Here is a 21810-nt window from a genome sequence, read left to right as displayed (position 1 = left end):
AATTATAGACTATTTTCTATAATTTTTAATAACTTAACTTCCTGCTACCGTCATTTCTTCGATCAAGACCGATCCACAACGGGTGGCGATATTAGGATTAATATCTGTACCTACTGCTCGAATTTGTTGAAACATTGTTTTAAGATTGCCAGCAATGGTCACTTCTTCCACAGGGAACTGTATTTTTCCATCCTCAACCCAGAATCCACTAGCTCCCCGGGAATAATCACTAGTCAAAATATTCACTCCCTGCCCCATTAATTCAGTCACCAATAGCCCCCTGCCCATGATTTTAAGAATGTCTTCGAGTTCACCGGCATTGGGGGAAATTGTTAAATTATGTACACCATCACTATTTGCGGTTGTTTGCAATCCTAATCGACGGGCGGCATAACTTCCTAAGACATACTGGCAAAGTTGACCTTCTTTGACAAATTCATTTCTACGGGTAGGCACACCCTCACTATCAAATGATGCACTACCGAGACCCCAGGGTAAATGAGGTTGTTCATAAATCGATATAAAAGATGGAAAAATTCTCTGACCACAGGCATTAAGAAGAAAAGAGTTTTTGCGATATAAGTTAGAACCGCTGATAGCAGAAATAAAGCTTGAGAATAATCCACTTGAGACCCGGGAAGAAAACACAACCGGAATCTTTTGCGTTTTTATCTGTTTTGCTCCAAGACGGCTTAATGCACGATCAACCGCACTCTTTGCTAATTTTTTCGCAGGGAGCAAATCCTCTGCCCTTCTTGCAGTTGTGTAGTCATAATCTCGTTGCATTTCATCCTTTAACTTGGCAATGAGCGAACAACTTATGCCATGTCTTGTGCCATGAACAATACCCTCAGCACCTTTCGTATTTGCATAGCCGTAATGCACTGAAGAAGTAGAGACACTCACTCCATCGGAATTTACAATCCGCTTATCTGCTGCCAAAGCATCTGATTCACAGGCTAAAGCCATTTCTATCGCTTCCGCAGGAGTTATGTTCCAATCATGATATAACTCTAATTGTGGATAATCGTTTGTCAGTAACTCTTTATTAGCCAGGCCAAAACAAGGATCTTCTGCACTTATCCTGGCAATGTCGCAGGCTGCTTTTACCAAAGCATCTATGGCTTCTGAAGAGGTATCGGTACTGCTGGCACTTCCCTTTCGATGACCGTAATAAACCGTCAATCCTATTCCTTTATCCTCGCCAAAAGCAACCGTCTCCACTTGCCCCATCCGTACGTCTGTCGAAAATCCCTGATCATGATTCACCGACACAGCGGCTTCCGTAGCGCCTTGTTGAAGCGCACGTGACAGCACTTCCTGCATCAGGGTTTTTAACTGCTTAGTTGACTGTACAAGGTCAGTATTGTTATGTTCTGTTATAAGTTGCATAAGCATTTCTCAAAATAAACGGTTGTTCACAAGGATACAATAACATGAGTTTGCAAACCAAGGTTTATCCCATCAAATTCATTCGTTGGATAGGCCTCATTCCACTTTTTTTTCTCTTATCTCCTAACACAACGGCCAAAGTCAACACAGGCTGGCTACAAATAAAAGAGGGAATTGAATACAGGGATCTAGGAGATAGTTTATTAAAACCCTGGTCTCATATCCATATCTTTCGCATTGACCTGCGGAAGAATCAATTGGGCTTGATTACAGCCAACGCCCTGTCCCAGAAGAATGCGCCAGTAAGTGTATATGCACACTTCAGTCAAGCTTTGCTGGCTGTCAATGGTGGCTTTTTTGATCGCGAATATCGACCCCTGGGATTGCGTATTTCGAATAAACAGCAAAAAAATCCTTTAAAACGCATCAGCTGGTGGGGCATTTTTTACGTGAAAAAAAATAGGCCTTACATCAGTAATGTTTATCATTTTTATCGAGATAAAGCTATTGATTTCGCCATTCAAAGTGGGCCGCGTCTCATTATTAACAACAAGATACCTTCACTTAAGCCAGGTATTGCTGAGCGAACAGCCTTAGGCATTACAAAAGATAAAAAAATTATCATCTTAGTCACAGATAATGCTACCATGACAACTACGGAATTAGCAGAAATCATGAAATCTCCCCCTCTTTCATGCACAGATGCATTAAATCTTGACGGTGGAAAATCCACTCAACTCTATGCCAATATAGATAGTTTTCAACTTTCCGTACAGGGATACTCAAATGTCAGCGATGCGGTTATTGTGAAGGAGAAATAACGTCTTTGTTATTTCTGTCCTCTGAAAAATGATCACAACTTATCCACAGCATACCCTCATACTTATTCTATTGACCTTAAGACAAAACCACATTATATTGTATTTATGCCCATGAAACACCCTATATCTTGGGTTTCTGAACTATAATTACAACAATAACGAATAAGTGTCACGCAATGTGTTGACATCCTGTTCCCTGGAGGAAACATGTCTGAAATTCTTGAGCCTGTAAAAAATACACGAGCAAGTCAAATGGAGTTGGATGCCAATATGCCCGGTGTACTAAAAACCATTAAACGTAACGGTAAAATTGTCCGTTATGATGAAAACAAGATTAAAATAGCCATTACCAAGGCTTATATCGCTGTAGAAGGTTCCAATGCAGCCGCATCCGACCGTATTCATCAGCAGATTGAGCAATTAACCCGGCAAATAACTCAGGCCTTCAAGCGCCGCTTGCCTGATCATGACACCATTCATATCGAAGATATACAGGATCAGGTTGAATTGGCTTTAATGCGCAATGGTCAGTATAAAATTGCCAGAGCCTATGTTCTTTATCGGGAAGAACATCGCAGAGCTCGTGAAGAAGAACTCAAAAAACAGGCTGATGAGAATAAAACCATTCTCATTACTCTATCTGACGGCGAATTAAAACCTCTGGATATGGACAGGGTCAATACAATTGTTGAGGAAGCCTGTCGAGAATTAATTAATATTCAGCCAGAGCCCGTTATTAAGGATGCAATGCGCAATCTTTACAATGAGGCGAAACTGGAGGATGTGCATAAGGCATTGATTATGGCTGCCCGCACATTGATAGAAAAAGAGCCTAATTATACTTATGTTTCTGCTCGCCTTTTATTAGACAGCTTACGCAGCGAGGCTCTGAACAAACTGGCCATAGCCACAGACGCTACTTTCGATGAAATGAGTCGTCTGTACCCTTCCTATTTTAAATCCTACATCGCTTATGGCATTGAACAGGGTATCCTTGATCACAAATTGCAGGACTTCGACCTGGACAAGCTTTCGAAGGCTTTATTGCCTGAACGTGACATGAAATTCACCTATCTGAGTCTACAAACCTTATATGATCGTTATTTTATTCATGACCAGGGAGCTCGTTATGAATTACCTCAGGCGTTCTTTATGCGTGTAGCCATGGGTCTTGCCATTCGTGAGGAGAAAAAAGAAGAGAAAGCCATTGAGTTTTATCAATTGTTATCTTCTTTTGATTATATGTCCTCAACTCCGACGCTTTTTAATTCAGGAACAGTACGGCCGCAGTTATCGAGCTGCTATCTCACCACAGTCCCCGATGATCTGGATGGCATCTACAGCGCTATAAAAGACAATGCTTTGTTATCCAAATTTGCCGGCGGACTTGGAAATGACTGGACTCCTGTACGAGCGATGGGTTCTTATATCAAAGGCACCAACGGTAAATCCCAGGGGGTGGTGCCTTTTCTTAACGTTGCTGATGCCACGGCCGTTGCAGTCAACCAGGGTGGTAAGCGCAAAGGAGCTGTCTGTGCTTATCTTGAGTGCTGGCATCGTGATGTTGAAGAGTTTCTTGAACTACGTAAAAACACCGGTGATGACCGCAGACGTACGCATGATATGAATACGGCTTTGTGGATACCGGATTTGTTCATGAAACGTGTGGATGAAAAAGGAGAATGGACACTGTTTTCTCCCGATGAGGTACCTGAATTACACGATCTGTACGGTAAAGCATTCGAGCAGGCTTATCTCGCCTATGAGCAAAAAGCACGAGAAGGAAAAATCAAAAACGTTAAAACCCTTTCGGCTGTTAAATTATGGAGACGCATGCTGTCTATGCTGTTTGAAACAGGACATCCCTGGTTAACCTTTAAAGATGCCTGTAATCTACGCTCTCCCCAGCAACATGCCGGTGTAATACACAGTTCAAATTTATGCACTGAAATTACCTTAAATACTTCCCGGGATGAAATTGCCGTTTGTAATCTTGGAAGCATTAATCTGCCGGCGCATATCGAAAATGGTAAGCTGAATGAGGAAAAATTAAAGCGCACAGTAAGCACCGCCATTCGTATGCTCGATAACGTGATTGATATCAATTACTATTCGGTACCGCAGGCGCGAAACTCCAACTTAAAGCATAGACCGATTGGTCTGGGCTTAATGGGATTTCAGGATGCCCTGTATGAATTAAAATTGAATTATACCTCCAAAGAAGCCATTGAATTCGCTGATTCCTCCATGGAATTGATCAGCTATTATGCCATTGAAGCCTCCTGTGAGTTGGCCAAAGAGCGAGGCAGTTATTCCAGTTATGAAGGGTCTTTATGGAGCAAAGGAATTCTGCCGATTGATTCGATTAACCTGCTGCAACAAAATCGCGGGACATATCTGGATCAGGATCGTTCCCAATGGCTTGACTGGGAGTCTTTAAGGGTTAAAATCCGCACTCAAGGTATGAGAAACTCCAATGTCATGGCGATTGCTCCGACAGCCACCATCTCAAATATTTGCGGGGTTTCCCAATCCATCGAACCTACTTACCAGAACCTGTACGTCAAATCGAATCTTTCTGGGGAATTTACAGTCATCAATCCTTATCTGGTTGCTGATTTGAAAGCCTTAAATCTCTGGGATGAAGTGATGGTTAATGATCTGAAATATTTCAATGGTAGTGTACAACCCATTAACCGTATACCGGATAATATTAAAGCCCGCTATGCTACCTGTTTTGAAATCGATCCACACTGGCTTGTTGAAGCCGCCTCAAGGCGTCAGAAATGGATTGATCAAGCACAGTCTTTAAATATCTATATGGCAAAACCTTCCGGTAAAAAGCTGGATGAGCTCTATCGTCATGCCTGGTTACGTGGATTAAAAACCACCTATTATTTACGTAGTTTGGGAGCAAGCAATGCGGAAAAATCAACGGTGACGGATGGCGCTCTAAATGCAGTTAAAATTGAAGAGCCTAAAGTATGCTCAATACTTGATCCCGATTGTGAAGCCTGTCAATAAAAGGAGAACATCTAACCATGTCTACTATAATAAACGAACAGCCTACTCCTGAAATGTCCACGGGCATGACAGGACTTGAAACTCCAGAAATGGGCGCAGGCCGAATTCATGTAGATGATAAACAAATCATCAATTGTCGTGCAGATCTAAACCAACTGGTTCCTTTTAAATACACCTGGGCTTGGGATAAATATTTAACGGCCTGCGCCAATCACTGGATGCCCAATGAAATTAGCATGAGTGCTGACGTAGCCTTATGGAGGGATCCAAATGGCTTGACTGAAGATGAGCGCCTCATCATTAAAAGAAATCTCGGATTCTTTTCCACAGCCGACTCTCTGGTGGCCAATAATCTGGTACTTGCCGTTTACCGACATATCACCAATCCAGAATGTCGTCAGTATTTATTGCGCCAGGCCTTTGAAGAAGCCTTACATACCCATGCTTATCAATACATTATTGAAAGCCTTGGGCTGGATGAGGCTGAAGTCTTTAACATGTACAGGGAAATACCTTCCGTATCCACCAAAGCCGCATGGGCATTACCCTTCACCCAAAGCTTGGGTGACCCGAATTTTAAAACAGGAACTCCTGAAAATGATCAGCGCTTACTACGTGACTTGATTGCTTTTTATGTCGTTTTCGAAGGCATTTTCTTCTATGTCGGTTTTACTCAGATATTATCTATGGGACGTCGTAATAAAATGACAGGAACTTCAGAGCAATTCCAATATATTCTGCGTGATGAGTCCATGCACATGAATTTTGGCATTGACGTTATCAATCAGATTAAAATTGAAAATCCTCATTTATGGACGGAATCTTTCAAAAAAGAAATAATTCAACTTATCAAGGAGGGCGTGGAGTTGGAATACCAATATGCTAAAGACACCATGCCTAATGGTATTCTCGGCATGAATGCGCCGATGTTTAAAGAGTACCTACACTACATCGCCAACCGTCGTTTTGTTCAAATTGGCCTGCCGGAACAGTATCCCGGCGCTGAAAACCCATTCCCCTGGATGAGTGAAATGATGGATTTAAAGAAAGAGAAAAATTTCTTTGAAACACGCGTTATCGAATATCAGGCCGGAGGAACATTAAGTTGGGATGATGACGAAGACTAAATTCTAAAATGTGATAGTCCACAGACGTGGACTATCAATACCAAGAAAACTATTCACACAAATTGATAAAAAACGCACGGTAATGTATTTTCATTGAGCATCTATAATTGCTCTGCTACAATGCCTCTCCTTCTTTATCAACGAATAAAAAATCATGACCTATTATTTCAATACCCATATTCAAAAACAAGCTGATGCCGCCTATGAAGAAGGCAATTTTAAAGAGGCTCTGCAATATTATGAGTCAGCTATTGGTTTACTTAATCAACGAAGAAGCAGCAGAGAACATATCTTTGAACACCATTTCAATTATGCTTATGCCTATGTATTATCAGAAATTCTCTATACCCGACATGTTTTAATCTCTTTAGCCATTGAGGACGGAGATCCTTTTGAAGAACAATTAAACATAATGCAGGGACAATATAAAGAATTGAAACTTTTGTTAACAAATCCCCTTGCCCCGGAAAGCAAACTAGCAATAGAAGAACGCTGTAATGATCTTAAAAAGAAAATTGGAAAAATTTATGAAAAACTAAGTGACTATAGTTACGATAAGCATTCACAACGACAGGAACTGCTACCGTTGTTAAAAGCCATCGAATATATGGAAAATGCTCTTACATACTACCAACCTGATTTTAAAATCAAGCATCTGTATGGCTATTTCAATTTACTTGAACAGGCTTTTCTAGATACAAAAGAACCGGCCTATCTGCATAAAATGCAGCAATATTTGCCAGCGATCAATGATATGGAACATCTGACCGCTGCACAAAGAATCGAAGGCTACTCATATTGGTATTTACTTAAAAGTAACCACGCTGATTCCAAACAGGATTTGGCTTTTATCCAATACCAAATCAATCGATGTTATGAATCTTTATCTGAAGAAGAAAAGCTCAATGAAGAGCTTATAAAATGTTGGCGAGAAATAAATAACCACCATCGTACTGAAGAAGAAACTTTAGTGTCTCGATTAGAAAAAGACAACGAATCAGGTATAATGGCCTCAGTGGAACTAACAGCAACAGAAAAAAAAGAGACTGAGACAGAACCCAATGAAGATATCAGCATCTCAAAGAAGAGAAAAATAGAAAATACCCAAAAAGAACCTGTTAAAAAGAGAAACAAGCCTGATATTGAAAGACCACGGGCAGTCACTTTTTTTGCATCCACGACCATAGTCTATGAAAACGATGAACAAGAAACATTTGCACTGAATGCTCAAAAATTTATTAATTTTATTCATCAAGTACAGAAAGCGCCGGGGAAAATGGATGCTACTTTTCTTGCTAATGTGCTTCTGGTGATATCGGATGCGCTCACCCAAATACCACAATCTTTAGTCCCTAAGAAACTGTGTGTCCCATTAATACAATATACATTGACACTGGAATCAATGGAATTTAAAGAAACATTCAGAGCAAAACAAGAGTTGATTAAATTAGAAAATAATAGGTGGGTCCAGGACAACAGGCATTTTGTTTCTCGTACTCTGCAACAAAAAAATCCTTTAAAAGAAGAACTCATCCGCTCTTTGGAAAATTTTGTTAATGAAATCAGCACGTACCAACAAGATACGCAATCATTAAACCACTTTTTCCATTTCCTCATGTCTGAAGTGATTGAGATATTTGAAAAACATGCGCTATTTGGACCTAATACTGCTCAGTATATCGATAAACTAAGAAAGTATGTAAACGAGCAGATGATAGAGCCCTCTGCATCATCCATAGTAAACTCAACTTCTATATAACTTGACTTTGTGAATTTTTGCTGCTTACAAATTACCGCCGCATCAACCTGCGGTGTTGCTCCATACGAAGCTCTGTTTAGCCCCGCTATCAAGTAGCGGGGATTCGATGGAAAAAATGGCTTTGAAAGAAGACAATCCCACGAATTACCACGGCATTGACCGCAGTATTGTAAGTTAAAAAAATTATATAATGGCCATTAAGAGAGTAGCCCCTTATTGTAAAAATAAAGGGCACGGGGATTCGTAAGTCGAGTATAAAGGATACCGTTACCTGCAATAAATTTAAATTTATTGCAGGTTTATCTTGCACACTTAAGGCAGGCTACCCTCTCGCACCCGCGTCTAAATCATGCTAGCATCAGCTATTTTTAAGCAATAGGATGAAAGATGTGGTTTAACAATGCAATTATTTATCAGTATCAATTAGAGGAGCATATTGATTTGACAGAGTCTTTGGCTGAAGAAGCTTTAAAACCCTGTCCTCCTCATGCTCGCTTTATTTATGGTTGGCTTCCAGCTTATGCGGATGAACTGGTTCAGGATGTCGCAGGCAGTAGTTTGATTTGTCTGGGCAAGGAAGAAAGAATACTCCCTCGTGGCGTCATAAATAAAATGCTGGCTGAAAAAATACAAATCATCGAAAATCAGCAAGGTCGAAATGTAAAAAGAGCTGAAAAAGCCCAAATTGCAGAGGATCTTGAGTTTGAACTATTGCCAAAATCCTTTTGTGTGCAAAAAAGACTTCCCGCTATTTTAGATCATGCCAGTCAGCGCCTGATAGTTAATGCAGCAAGCAATAATCAGGCTTCGCAATTGACTTCTTTATTGCGTAAATCACTACCCGGCATCAAAATTGAACCGCTTAAATATAATGAAAATCTGGCCATGCGTTTTGCCGAATGGATAGCAAACTCATCTACTCTCCCAACCTCTTTTGAGCTGGCTTCAGACTGTCTACTCTATTCATTAGACGATGAAAAAAAACGGGTCAACTGTAAAGGCTATGAATTGCCGGCAGAAGAAATTCAAACCTTATTATCACAAGGGCTTGCAGCTGCAGAAATTTCATTGATCTGGAATGAAAGGATACAATTTACCTTGACCCAGGATTTAACCTTCAAGCGATTAAAATGTCTTGATTATCTTATTGACGAATTCAATGACATAAGAAAACTGGAGGAAGACTACCAGCAACAGGATGCCGCTTTAACACTTTTGGCCGGAGAGTTGCGCTCTTTATGCGATGATGTGATAAAAGCGGTTGAAACACAGAACACACCAATTGAAACAAGTGCTGTTCCTGCCTGATATGTAAATATCTGCCAGGATTTTAGGTTCTGTGCGCTTATCTTTTATCGTAGCGAAAGTTGGATGGTTTTGCTCAAATTTCAGCTCGAATAAGGCGAATAGCCGGTTCTATTTAACAAACTCAAGCTGAAATTTGAGAAAATCAGCCGAATTTGCAGCCGGTAAAAGATAAGTGCATAGAACTTAAGCTTGGCAGTATTAAATAACAGTACTTTAAAAACCAAAAGAATGGGTCAAAGATGATTTAAACTCTTCTTTAATACCATGAAAAATGAATTAAAAATAATTTTTTAACTGGGTTTTTTTATACTTTCTTTTCAAGTTTAGTAATTTTGTTTTCAATTAATTTATCAGCCGGAACACGATGAATACGCCCATGTTTTTCTGCTGCCTGAGGCTGCTCCTCAAATCGATAGTGGACAGGTGGCTCCTTAAAAAACACCGGAGTTTTTTTGTAGTCTTTTTTACCTTGAGAGGACAAATCAGGCACAAATAAATCCCTGATATCATCGACAGAGTTGAATTGAGAAACATGAACATAACGATCGCAAAGAGACTGCGTTTCTCCAATCGTATCAGTAAAGAAAATACGTTTTTGCCGCAATGCATTTTCTAAAAATTTTTTTTCCTTTTCTCTTTCATTAGGATCACTTGAGAGTGTGAATTGAACCAAATCATTCAAAAGGCTAATATGGATCATGATCAAAACAAAAAAAATCACAACTTGTTTTAAGTATAGCCAATTGTTTTTAACCTGGAACTGTTGTCAATTTCACTGCCAGCTAGATGCGACGACTTGTTCCTGTGAGATAGATACAAAAAAACAGCTTTGTCAACACATTAATTTGCATCACAATCAAATTCATTTTTTATAACTTTTAATAATTCATTGGAGTTATTTACTATCATAGTAGGTTCCAGAAACCTCAGGATTTGATGGATATTATCAATCGGTTTCAGAAGAAATGGGTAATTGGCTTCAGTGTCATGTCCAATTTTAGCGTATGTAGCCCGGCTGCTGGCAGCCGGGACTATGAAGCAAAAATCAAGTAACAACCTTACTTGCTGCTTCAGGTTTTTTATGATAAGTCGCCTCATAGACGGCCACAGCTTCTTCTGCTGCTTTATTTAATCCTAGTGCCAAATTGGCATCACGCATGATTAACAATGCTTTTTGCGCACTTGGGGCCTGAGGGTAGTTTTTGACAAGAAATCCCGCTCGTTCAGCTGCAGCCACATACATTTTTCTCTCAAAATAATAAGTTGCGGCGTTCAATTCTCTTTGAGCAAACATGTTTCTTAAATAAATCATACGTTGCAGAGCATTTGCTTTATAACGACTATTTGGAAATTTTTGAATCAAGGTGCCAAAATCAGAATAAGCCAAGGATTGAGTGCCTGGATCACGTTCAGACTCATCCATCGGCAACCATTTGGCAAAAGTGCCTCGTGACTGCTGAAAATTGGCCAGGCCTTTCATATAATAAGCATAATCCACGTTTTTCGCGCGAGGATATAAGTGAATAAAACGTTCTGCAGTTGCCGCAGCGGAGGGATAATCCTCATTTTGATAATAAGCATATATCAAATTCAACTGTGCTTTTTCAGCGTAATCACTGAAAGGATACATTGACTCCAAAGCTTCGAGGCGTTTGGAGGCAGTGGCGTATTGACCGGCTTTAAGAGCCTGTTCGGATTCAATAAATAATTGTTTTGCTGTCATGCCCCGAAATGGATTATTTAGCTCATCATCCTTCTCCCACCATTTAGCACAGGACGCCAGTAAGCCCATTAAAACCAGAATCATTAACATCAAAGCTCGCTTCATAAATCTACCTCTTAAACCGCTTAGTGGTGAAAGCCATAATGGAAGCCATTATACCGATCCTCAAAGCATTTGCGAACTTTCTTCAGCAAATTCTCAGGGCAAACGTATCTAATTTTTGATCACAAAAGCCCCTCTTTTTCCTACCTGCTGTGCTTTATGCACAGCATCCATATAATCTCATATCAAGCGCCGTGTTGTATTCCGCGTATAATATAGGCATATTGATTTTATATCGCGCTATTAGATACGTTTCCCCTGAGCAAAACGAAGCAATGATGTCTTATTGTTTATGCTTTAAGTGGTATGTTCTTGCCCTCTATAAGGCAAAAAATAATTTGCATTAAAAATCATGTTAAGATAATATTCTCGGCTGTCGGAGAGGTGGCTGAGCGGTCGAAAGCGGCGGTCTTGAAAACCGTTGAAGGGCAACCTTCCCAGGGTTCGAATCCCTGCCTCTCCGCCATCCTTGGCAGAGATGGAAATTTACTATATCGTTAACTCCCCTGCTTTCTTAAAAATCGTATCTATTTCCTTTAAGCAAACCAATAATTCCTTCATTTTTGCTAAAGGCCAACTGTTTGGACCATCGCTTAATGCCTTATCCGGGTCAGGGTGTGTTTCCATAAACAAACCTGAAATACCGGCAGCAACTGCAGCTCTTGCTAATATGGGTACGAATTCCCTCTGCCCACCGGATGCGCCATTATTCCCCCCGGGAAGCTGGACAGAGTGTGTGGCATCATAAACCACAGGACAAGATGTCTCACGCATAATAGCAAGTGAACGCATGTCAGACACTAAATTGTTATAACCAAAGCTGACTCCTCTTTCGCAAGCCATGATCTGCTCATTACCACAAGCTTTGGCTTTTGCAATTACATGTTGCATTTCCCAGGGGGCTAGAAACTGTCCTTTTTTAATGTTAACCGGTTTGTTCATACTGGCAACTCTTTGAATAAAGTTGGTCTGTCGGCATAAAAAGGCAGGGGTTTGTAAAACATCCACAACAGCAGACACTTCCACTAAGGGCGTATCTTCATGCACATCTGTAAGCACAGGAATACCAATTTGTTGCTTCACTTTTTCAAGAATCATTAACCCCTTCTCGAAACCAGGCCCGCGATAACTCTTTAACGAAGATCGGTTAGCTTTGTCAAAAGAAGATTTATAAATAAAAGGCATGGATAATTGCTGACAGATTTCCTTTAAATAGCCGGCTGTTTCCAAAGCCATTTCTTCACTTTCAATGACACAGGGACCCGCAATTAAAAATAAAGGTTTATTTATACCGACTTCAAATCCACATAATTTCATTTCTTATCCTTTTTTTGATGTTCGGTTCTCGCCGCTTTAATAAAATCGATAAATAAAGGGTGTCCATCTCGGGGAGTAGAAGTAAATTCCGGATGAAACTGACAGGCAAAAAACCAGGGGTGATCAGCCAGTTCAATCACTTCTACCAGCATGCTATCTGCAGAACGTCCCGAGATAATCATTCCATGTTCCAGAAAAACATCCGTGTATTTATCGTTAAATTCATATCGATGTCTATGGCGCTCCACAATTTTTGATTTTTGATAAATTTTATGTGCCAGTGTATGTTCTTCCAGAAAACAAAATTGAGCTCCAAGTCGCATTGTACCGCCCAGATCGGTATTTTCATCGCGTAATTGCCGTTTTCCATCCGCATCCAGCCACTCATTGATTAATCCAATCACAGGGTAAGCTGTATTTTTATCAAACTCCGTGGAATTGGCTCCAGCAAGAGCTATGACATGCCGAGCAAATTCAATAACAGCAGTCTGCATTCCAAGACAGATACCTAAAAATGGAATTTTCTGCTCACGTGCATATTGAATGGCTTTAATCTTTCCCTCAATACCCCGTTCACCAAAGCCTCCAGGTACTAAAACAGCATCTACTGCATCCAAAACCGAGTGGCCATATTTTTCAATTAATTCAGCATCCACATAGACAATTTCGACTTTTGTCTGAGTATGAATACCGGCATGAATCAAAGCTTCGTTAACTGATTTATAGGCATCATTTAACTCTGTATACTTGCCCACCATAGCCACTTTTACGTTCATCGTCTGTATTTTCTGCGCTTCAACCACCTTCTGCCATTCACTCAAATCAGCTGAATTCAAGGATAAGGCTAATTTTTTAACGACAATTTCATCAAGACCTTGCTCATGAAGTATCAAGGGAATCTGATAAATGCTTTTAGCATCCTGCAAAGAAAAAACACCTTCTTTATCCACATTGGTGAATAAGGCAATTTTTGCTCTATCAGCCAGAGATAAGGGTTTTTCTGAACGACAAATCAAAATATCAGGCTGAATACCTATGGAACGCAGTTCCTTAACTGAATGTTGCGTTGGTTTGGTTTTCGTTTCTCCCGAAGTGGCAATATAGGGAACAAGAGTCAGATGAATAAACAAAGCCCTTTGAGCGCCTACTTCAATACGCATCTGCCGTATAGCCTCTAAAAAAGGCAGGGATTCTATATCACCCACTGTACCACCAATTTCAATCATGGCCACATCAAAGCCTTCCGCGCCCTGTTTAATACAACGCTTGATTTCATTGGTAATATGAGGAATCACCTGCACTGTGCCACCAAGATAATCACCACGCCGCTCTTTTTTGATAACATTCTCATAGATTTTGCCGGAGGTGAAATTATTACGCTTTGTCATTGTAGTACGAACAAAACGCTCATAATGTCCCAGGTCAAGATCTGTTTCAGCACCATCCTGTGTGACAAAAACTTCACCGTGCTGAAATGGGCTCATGGTGCCAGGATCAACATTAATATAAGGATCCAGCTTAATAAGAGTTACGCTAAGGCCGCGCGCTTCCAGAATTGCTGCCAAAGAGGCTGCTGCAATGCCTTTCCCTAGTGAAGAAACAACTCCACCGGTAATAAAAATATAATTTGTCATAAGAAAAGCCCGTTATAGATGCAAGGAAACCGCCAAACAGACGGAAAAAGATTATACGCATATAAACGGGATTTAATTTTAACTGAATTTATCAATTTGAACAAGGAATTAGCACTAATTCCTTAACTATCGTCTTGCAAGGGAAAGTGATATACCAACACCTTCTTTTATACTCATGTTACGCAGCACAGTATTTTTTAGAACATTTGGACGCAATTTGGAATTTTAAAGCGCAGTTTACATGGAGTAAATGAGCATTTGAAATTCCAAATTGCGTCCAAAGATGCAAAAAAGACGAAGCTGCGATACATGAGTTATAAATTCATAGTGTAAGATAGTCCTATGCTATACTTGAATCATCCTTCATTATTTTTAGGTTTACTGGCATGCTTATTTCTGTGATAAATGGTTTTGATGCCTTAGACACAGTAAAACCTGATCAAGATGGCATCTATTTTGCTCCCTTAATTGATAAAGGTAATATGGGATTTGCCATTGAGTCCATTCCGCCAGGTAAAGAGGTCACTCGTCATTACCATAAAGAGGGCTTGGATTTTTTTATGATTGTTTCTGGTAAAGGGATTTTACACACTGCTGAGTTGGACAGTGACGGCAAAACAGTTAAAAATGAACAACAGCAAGCCATTAAAGCCGGCGATATTTTTGCTGTGGATCCCGGCATTATTCATGGTATGGAAAATAAGTCATCCGAGCCTTTAGTCGTTGCTAATTGCGCGCCAGCAACTCATGTAACGACGGATAAATATTGGGTTGATTAGGGCAAATAGAAGGTTTCATACACTTGCTCAGCAAACAGGGTTTGCTAATTTGAACAAGCCATGGATAACGCTTTAGCGTTACCCACAGTTTGACCGTAAATCATTTGTCAAAGGTCCTTTTTTGCTAAAAATCATTATATTCCCGACGCTGCCGAGACCTCATGCAAATTCTTTCTCTTCATAAAGAGGAACAACATCCCGTCTTGCTAAAAAATCCGGTCTCCTTTTTTGGGAAGGATAATGATCTTCTAAAGGTTGATTATTCAGGCTGTTATATACAAAGAAAAGATTTGTCCTATCGAAAGGAGAAATATTATCAGGTGAACCATGCATGAGATTACATTCATGAAAAACAACTGTGCCGGGCGGGCCATAGACTCCTTTGATGCCATGTTCTTTGACTAACTCCTGCATTGTTTCTTTACCTGGAACCCCTAACACCTGTTTGCGCAAAGATCGTTTGTAATTGTCATCAGGCGTTGCTCCAACACAACTGATGAATTTTTTATGTGACCCTGGTATAACAAATAAAGAACCGTTATATTCATTGTTTTCAGTAAGAAAAACCCAACCTGTTAACATTCGCATTCCTGGAATAGCATCCTCAGTATGCCAGGTTTCAAAATCCGAATGCCAGGTAAAGGATTTTCCATCGAATCCGGATTTAATATTTATACGGGAATGATGGATATAAACATCATCGTTTAAGATTTGCTTAGCGCTGCTTAGTAGAGGCCTGCTACAAGCCAGTTTAAAATAAAGCTCACTATACTTATCCGGAGAAAATATCGAGCGTACAACTTCAGTGTCTGGCTCTAAAATAAGCTCTTCCTGCCCTTTAAGAGCGTGCTTAAGTTTTGGAAGCTCATTAAGTAAGTCCTGCACTTTATCTTTTAACAAACCTTCCAGTATTAAATAACCGTTTTCATCAAAAAATTGAAGCTGTTCCTTGCTTAAATAACCTTCTTCATCAAATGCACTGTAAACGACAGGCTCTTGTCTTTGCAAAATACGCTCAGCATCTTGTGTCCTACTGGGATATCTGTCATCAATCATGATAAGCTCCTTTATCTTTAAACGATACTACACAGGACTATTTTGAAGAACTCCTGCGGCAAACTTTGCTTTTTTACGGGAAGCCTTTTTTTCAAATCTTGTAAAAACTCGACTTTGTGAAAAATTTACGAATCGCCGTGGCTTGACGGCGTCCATAAAAAAAGCCAATCCCATTTATCAAAGTCTTGGAAAACACTGGATTTTGATAAATATACGGGTGAATGGACACCACGGTCGATGCCACGGTGATTCGTAAGTGGAAAAGTTCACAAAGTCGAGGTAAAAGATACATGTAAAATCCGTTTAAATCTTCCAACAGCAAAACTAATGTTAATTTATTTAGAGCATGCCCTCAATGAGTTTTAGGCTGATTTACGCAAAAATTCATTAAGAAAACGAGCCAAAGTATCATCAACTTTGCCGCTAAAGATTTAATGGCCTATTTTCAAAACTGGGTTATTACAATCTTAACTGAGTAAATATTATTCAACCTGGCTCATAATAGAGACCATCTCTAAAGCACAATCAACAGCATCAACACCTTTATGTCCATGTATACCCCCTGCTCTTTCCTGAGCCTGTTCTTCATTTTCAGTGGTCAATATTCCAAAGATGACGGGGATTTCATAATCAAGCATCACCCGCTGACAACCTTCACTCACTTGTGAGCAAACATAGTCATAATGTGAAGTTTCTCCACGTATCACTGCACCTAATGCGATAATGGCCTTGATTTCATTTTGTTGTGCCAGTTTTTTTGCCACCAAGGGAATTTCCACCGCTCCCGGCACTTCGATGAGAATGATATCCTCAGAATGAATTCCTTTTTCTGACAAGCGTTGAAGCGCGCCTTGTTTTAAAGCCTCGGTGACGGGCTGGTTAAAACGACTGACAATCACGGCAATGGGGAATGATGTGTTTTGTATATGACTGATTCCTTTAATATGTTTCATAATGTATCCTGTTAAATTGGCGGTTCATTTTTGTTTAGCTATTGATGAACAACTTCTACCTGTTCCTTTTCCAGCCAACATCCCGAGCTATCAATCTATGGCCAATAAATGCCCTAATTTATCGCGTTTTGTTTTCATGTAAGTCATATTTTCATGGTTTGGCTTTATTTCCAAAGGAATACGCTCACTCACTTTCATTCCGAAATACTCAAGATCAGCTACTTTTTTAGGGTTATTTGTTAACAGCCTTACCACTTCTATGCCAAAATATTTAAGAATTTGATAGGCAATGGCATAATCACGATTATCAATCGGCAAGCCCAGCTTAACATTAGCTTCTACTGTATCCAAGCCTTGTTCCTGAAGATTGTATGCTTTGATTTTATTGGCCAAACCTATACCGCGTCCTTCTTGACGTAAATACACCAGCACGCCTCCCTGAGCTGCAATGAGTGAGAGGGAGTGTTGCAGTTGCACTCCGCAATCACATTTACAGGACCCAAAGACATCTCCGGTGATGCATTCAGAATGAATTCGAACCAAGGGGACTTGATTGGCAAATACAGGAGGACGTACAAGAGCAAAATGATCGTCATCATCCAGCAGATTGTCAAACACAGTCATGTCAAACTCGCCGTATTTCTGCATAGGAATTCTTGCATTGGCCGAGGCAGTCACCAACATCTCTTTACAAATACGATAATGTATTAAATCTTTTATCGTCACTAAAGGGATTTTATGTTGTTGGGAAAATCGGCCCAGTTCCTCTCGTCGACTCATCGTGCCGTCTTCATTAATAATTTCACAAATTACAGCGGCCGGAGTTAAACCCGCAAGTTTCGCCAAATCAACACTACCTTCTGTTTGCCCGATTCTTTCAAGAACACCCCTGTCTTTTGCCCGCAAAGGAAACACATGACCTGGGGAAATAATATCTTCAGGGCGGCTTTGCGGATTCGCAGCCACCTGAATAGTTCGAGCACGATCCTTAGCCGAAATACCGGTAGTCACACCTTTCGCTGCCTCGATAGAAACAGTAAAAGCCGTTCCATAGGGTGAACCATTATGTTGAGTCATCATTGGCAAGTTCAATTTGTCCACGATGGAACCCGCCATAGAAAGACAAATTAAACCGCGTCCAAAACGCGACATAAAATTAATTGCCTCGGGTGTCACATGATCCGCTGCAAGAACCAAATCGCCTTCATTTTCCCTGTCTTCGTCGTCCATTAAAATAACCATTCGTCCGGCTTTCAATGCATCAAGCGCTTCATCGATGGTAGCAAAAGATGTTGTCATGGACTTACCTCTCGTTCGTCAGATGCCCTGCATGTTGAAGCTGATGGGCAACAATGCGGGTCAAATAATCAAATTCTATATTTACTTGCTGGCCTGGATACAAATCGCCCAGATTGGTTAACGATAAGGTATGAGGAACCAACATTAGTTCAATACTGTTATTGAGCACTCTGTTAATCGTCAGGCTGACTCCATTTATACTGATACTTCCTTTGGGTAATAGAAATTTCATTTCATCCGCCTGAAAGCCTGAAATGGTCAGCTCAATATATTCATTCATAACCTTTTTTTCTTTTACAATGGCTAGGCCATCTACGTGGCCGCTGACATAATGGCCACCAAATCTTGAGTGAGCCGACATGGCCCGTTCAAGATTAACTGAACTTCCGCTTGTAAGTTGGGCTAAATTCGTCTTAGCGAGCGTTTCTGGTGATATGTCAAAACCAAGTACGTTTTTTTCAATTGAAGCTAAAGTCAGGCAAACGCCATTGACGGCGATACTCTCACCGATAGATAAAGAGTCAAAATCAGAAGTTAATGTAAGATAATGGGCTTGTTTTTGACCAATATTCTCCATCACCTTGCCCTGTTGCTCTATTATGCCTGTAAACATGAATCCTCCATCCAGTCCATACATACTATCATATTATTCCCCATTTCCTGCCAGCTAATCTGATGAGCCAGGCCAAAAACATGATCCAGCTGGTAAGCTGATGTGGCCTCTTTCTGCAGAGTTATCGGAACAATATAAATATAGGTGCGGTTAACCAGACCTGACTTGTGTAAAGAGCTAAATATCTTGCCACCAGCCTCCACAAAGACATCATGATAACCCATCCCACCTAATTGAAGGATCACATCTTCCAAGTCAAGATAATCATTGTTTATAGAAGTTGGATAATAATTTCTCCCCGGACTCTCTTGGGGGCTTATGGAATCCCTGGAATAAAAAATATGGCAATGTTTTGCGCACTTCAGGGCTCTTGCTTGCGGATTCAAAGAAAGATCTCTATCCAGTATAGCCAATGGTTTTGATGTGATTTGACCATTTAATCTCACATTCAATTGTGGATCATCCCGATTAATCGTTTGGGCACTGGTTAAGATGATGTCTGCTTGCGAACGCAGCTCATGAGTAAACTTATGGCATAATGAATTGGATAACATGACACGCTCGCCACGTATGCCGGCAATTTTTCCGTCCAATGATTGTGCCATTTTCACAGTTACCCATGGTTTTCCTGTCTTAATCCAGTATTTATAGCTTTGATAAAAGCGATTAATTTCCGGTAGAGAAAAAAAGGTACAGTTTACACCGTTATCGTTTAATGTTTTAGGGGTGTTGTTTCTTGCAACCAGAGGATTGGGATCATGGCATCCATAAATCACCTCTTTAATACCGTGACGAATAATGGCATCCGTACAAGGGGGGGTTTTACCCCAGTGATTACAAGGCTCCAGAGTCACATACATACTGATATCAGGAGTTCCTGCAGGAAATTGTTCCATTAAAACCTGTTCAGCATGTGGATGTCCTGCACCACGATGCCATGCTTGTGCTATAATCGTTCCATTCTGCACAGCTACAGCTCCCACACTGGGGTTGGGTGCACATAAACCGCGACCAAGTTTAGCCTGCTCCAGGGCAGCAAGCAGAAATTGTTTGTGCATTCGTTAACGCATCCGTTAAAAGTGCGCAGATGATAACAAATTATTCAATTTTTGAGTAGCCTAATGCAACTTTTAAAAATAAAACTTTGGCCTTTTCTTTTTAGCAAATTTAAACCGTGGAGGCTCCTTTTTTTCTTAGTCCTTCAAACCGTCTCCACATCCCTTTTCGCATTTTCTGCCTATTCCACTGATGAGCTGGAAGAGTTGGAAAAAGAATTTGTACGTTTAATCAATCAATCTGAGACGGTTGAAAGAAACCCCTTAGCGGTCGAGTATATCAACCACATTGGAAAAAAACTCGCCACTTCTGCACAAATTCTTCCCCCTTATTTTTTCATTGTCAAATCATCAGAAATTAATGCATTCGCAGGTCCTGGAGGCTATATCGGCATTAATACTCAGCTGATACTGGCCACTGAAAATGAAAATGAACTGGCCGCTGTGATGGCTCATGAAATGGCTCATGTTCGTCTTCATCACCTCTATTACATGCTCCAACATCAAAAACAAATGCGCATTCCCATGCTGGCTTCCATGTTGGCTTCCATTGCTTTAGGGGCGATCAATCCAACGTTGGGAAGTGGTGCAATGATGGCTTCACTAACCGGTTTTGCGCAGGACAACATTAATTTTGTTCGCTCCAATGAAAAAGCTGCCGACCGTATCGGTATTGACATGCTTAAAAAAGCTGGATTTGATCCAAAAGGAATGGCTGGTTTCTTTAAAAAAATGCAGGCAAATTCTCGTTATTATTTTTCAGATAATCTTCCCGCCATTTTACGTACCCATCCTCTCGATCATGACAGAATTGCCGAAGCCGAAAATCGAAGTTCCTATCGTCGTGATAAAAAATTCATAGATAATCCGAGTTATTATTTATTTAAAGAATTGATAAGAACCTTGGTTGCCAATGACAGCAAGCAATTGATCGAATATTATCAACATCAATGTCGAAACAGTGGGCATTCAGATGCCTGCCAGTATGGCTACAGCCTTGCGCTATTAAATATTCACCGCTACCATGAAGCTAAAAATCACCTGTCCCCACTGATTAAAAAAAATCCTGAAAATTTATATTACCAGATCGCCATGGCAAAAAGTGAAATTGGATTAAAAAACCATTCAAATGCCTTACAAAAACTAAATAAATTGTATACAAATTACCCTGATAATTATTCGGCAATCATGTCTTATGCCAAAGGATTATTAGAAGTCGGAAAGTCTGAAAAGGCGGCTCGCCTTTTATTAAAGGGGAGTCGCCAGTTTAAAAAAGATTTACCCTTATGCAGAATGCTGGCACGTGCACAAGGAGAGTCAAAACAAGAAGGTTATGCTTATTTCACTCAATCTCAATGCCTGTTGTTAGAAGGAAGGCATCGCGAAGCTGTGAGACAATTAAAGGTTGCGCAAAAATTAGCTCAAAATGACCCCTACTTGCGAGAACGAATCCTGGCAATGATCGATGAGATTAAATTTATGGCAGAGAGAACGTAGATAAGCTGTCTATTAGAGCATTTTCAAAAGCAATTTTCATTCAAGACGCATGGGTCAAATACGCTTTTTCGTTGAAAAAAACTCAAATACCTATATTTACCCAAAAATTCAGATTTTTTTTAACTTTATCTTAAGCACCAGGATAAAAAAGATATGAGAGTGTAAATAGATTTTGGTGAGTGTATCAGAAGAAAACTCATGTTCATGATTGGCCCAGGGTCATATGATTTAAATTTAAGCAATATTTCTCTATGCTGAATTTCCTCTCCTGAGCTTTATCCGGGAGCAGGAATTCAAATCTGGTTTATGATTAAGGACCAATTGTCAACAAGCCCTAATCTATTTGACCAG

At 40.2% G+C, this 21810-nt stretch carries 17 protein-coding genes and 1 tRNA gene; 8 read left to right on the top strand and 10 right to left on the bottom strand.

What is annotated here, in order from left to right:
• Window positions 1-33 precede the first annotated feature (33 nt).
• Window positions 34-1392 (bottom strand): metalloprotease PmbA, encoded by a 1359-nt coding sequence (gene pmbA / locus E4T55_RS13890; RefSeq protein ID WP_058502072.1) that lies wholly within the window; start codon window positions 1390-1392, stop codon window positions 34-36.
• Window positions 1393-1436: 44 nt separating this feature from the next.
• On the opposite strand from pmbA, the gene E4T55_RS13885 reads away from it, so the two are divergent.
• The 5 genes from E4T55_RS13885 to E4T55_RS13865 all read left to right on the top strand — a co-directional run bounded on the left by E4T55_RS13885 (window position 1437) and on the right by E4T55_RS13865 (window position 9431).
• Window positions 1437-2213 (top strand): phosphodiester glycosidase family protein, encoded by a 777-nt coding sequence (locus tag E4T55_RS13885; RefSeq protein ID WP_058502073.1) that lies wholly within the window; start codon window positions 1437-1439, stop codon window positions 2211-2213.
• A 207-nt stretch (window positions 2214-2420) separates the two neighbouring features.
• Complete coding sequence (locus E4T55_RS13880) at window positions 2421-5237, top strand: ribonucleoside-diphosphate reductase subunit alpha (protein ID WP_058502074.1); 2817 nt, start codon at window positions 2421-2423, stop codon at window positions 5235-5237.
• A 17-nt stretch (window positions 5238-5254) separates the two neighbouring features.
• Window positions 5255-6364, top strand: coding sequence for a ribonucleotide-diphosphate reductase subunit beta (locus tag E4T55_RS13875; RefSeq protein ID WP_058502075.1), 1110 nt, complete (start codon window positions 5255-5257; stop codon window positions 6362-6364).
• A gap of 154 nt (window positions 6365-6518) precedes the next feature.
• Window positions 6519-8123: a synaptonemal complex protein 1 gene (locus E4T55_RS13870; protein ID WP_058502076.1), complete on the top strand. Its 1605-nt coding sequence runs from the start codon at window positions 6519-6521 to the stop codon at window positions 8121-8123.
• Window positions 8124-8510: 387 nt separating this feature from the next.
• On the top strand, window positions 8511-9431 hold the full coding sequence (locus E4T55_RS13865) for a recombination-associated protein RdgC (protein WP_058502077.1): 921 nt from the start codon (window positions 8511-8513) through the stop codon (window positions 9429-9431).
• Between the two features lie 304 nt (window positions 9432-9735).
• Here the strand turns inward: E4T55_RS13865 and E4T55_RS13860 are convergent, their stop codons facing one another.
• Window positions 9736-10131 carry a hypothetical protein gene (locus E4T55_RS13860; RefSeq protein WP_131780720.1) on the bottom strand — a complete coding sequence of 132 codons (396 nt, stop codon included), beginning with the start codon at window positions 10129-10131 and terminating at the stop codon, window positions 9736-9738.
• Between the two features lie 345 nt (window positions 10132-10476).
• A complete protein-coding gene (locus tag E4T55_RS13855; RefSeq protein ID WP_058502080.1) occupies window positions 10477-11259 on the bottom strand; it encodes an outer membrane protein assembly factor BamD in 783 nt (260 codons plus the stop codon).
• Window positions 11260-11634: 375 nt separating this feature from the next.
• Here E4T55_RS13855 and E4T55_RS13850 point away from each other — a divergent pair.
• A tRNA-Ser gene (locus E4T55_RS13850) sits at window positions 11635-11722 on the top strand.
• 23 nt (window positions 11723-11745) lie between these two features.
• On the opposite strand, the gene kdsA is transcribed toward E4T55_RS13850, so the two are convergent.
• A complete protein-coding gene (kdsA, locus tag E4T55_RS13845) occupies window positions 11746-12573 on the bottom strand; it encodes a 3-deoxy-8-phosphooctulonate synthase (protein ID WP_058502081.1) in 828 nt (275 codons plus the stop codon).
• Complete coding sequence (locus E4T55_RS13840; RefSeq protein WP_058502082.1) at window positions 12570-14207, bottom strand: CTP synthase; 1638 nt, start codon at window positions 14205-14207, stop codon at window positions 12570-12572. Before E4T55_RS13840 ends, kdsA begins: the two co-directional genes overlap by 4 nt.
• A gap of 386 nt (window positions 14208-14593) precedes the next feature.
• Here E4T55_RS13840 and E4T55_RS13835 point away from each other — a divergent pair, with 386 nt between their 5' ends.
• Entirely contained in the window at window positions 14594-14986 is a 393-nt protein-coding gene (locus E4T55_RS13835; RefSeq protein WP_058502083.1) for a cupin domain-containing protein, read from the top strand.
• Between the two features lie 159 nt (window positions 14987-15145).
• Here E4T55_RS13835 and E4T55_RS13830 read toward each other — a convergent pair whose 3' ends face one another.
• The 5 genes from E4T55_RS13830 to ribD all read right to left on the bottom strand — a co-directional run bounded on the left by E4T55_RS13830 (window position 15146) and on the right by ribD (window position 19965).
• Entirely contained in the window at window positions 15146-16042 is an 897-nt protein-coding gene (locus tag E4T55_RS13830; RefSeq protein ID WP_058502084.1) for a phytanoyl-CoA dioxygenase family protein, read from the bottom strand.
• Window positions 16043-16524: 482 nt separating this feature from the next.
• The gene (gene ribH / locus E4T55_RS13825) at window positions 16525-16968 is read right to left on the bottom strand and encodes a 6,7-dimethyl-8-ribityllumazine synthase (protein ID WP_272482619.1); all 444 of its coding nucleotides are present in this window, start codon (window positions 16966-16968) and stop codon (window positions 16525-16527) included.
• A 117-nt stretch (window positions 16969-17085) separates the two neighbouring features.
• Window positions 17086-18294: a 3,4-dihydroxy-2-butanone-4-phosphate synthase gene (ribB, locus tag E4T55_RS13820; protein ID WP_058502086.1), complete on the bottom strand. Its 1209-nt coding sequence runs from the start codon at window positions 18292-18294 to the stop codon at window positions 17086-17088.
• A gap of 4 nt (window positions 18295-18298) precedes the next feature.
• A complete protein-coding gene (locus tag E4T55_RS13815; RefSeq protein WP_058502087.1) occupies window positions 18299-18907 on the bottom strand; it encodes a riboflavin synthase in 609 nt (202 codons plus the stop codon).
• Window positions 18892-19965 carry a bifunctional diaminohydroxyphosphoribosylaminopyrimidine deaminase/5-amino-6-(5-phosphoribosylamino)uracil reductase RibD gene (ribD, locus tag E4T55_RS13810; protein ID WP_058502088.1) on the bottom strand — a complete coding sequence of 358 codons (1074 nt, stop codon included), beginning with the start codon at window positions 19963-19965 and terminating at the stop codon, window positions 18892-18894. Before ribD ends, E4T55_RS13815 begins: the two co-directional genes overlap by 16 nt.
• A 63-nt stretch (window positions 19966-20028) precedes the next feature.
• Between ribD and E4T55_RS13805 the strand changes: the two genes are divergently transcribed.
• The gene (locus E4T55_RS13805) at window positions 20029-21459 is read left to right on the top strand and encodes a M48 family metalloprotease (protein ID WP_058502089.1); all 1431 of its coding nucleotides are present in this window, start codon (window positions 20029-20031) and stop codon (window positions 21457-21459) included.
• The last annotated feature ends 351 nt before the right edge of the window (window positions 21460-21810 follow it).

The organism is Legionella israelensis (assembly GCF_004571175.1).
Classification (GTDB): domain Bacteria; phylum Pseudomonadota; class Gammaproteobacteria; order Legionellales; family Legionellaceae; genus Legionella_D; species Legionella_D israelensis.
This window is presented reverse-complemented; position numbering and strand designations above follow the sequence as displayed.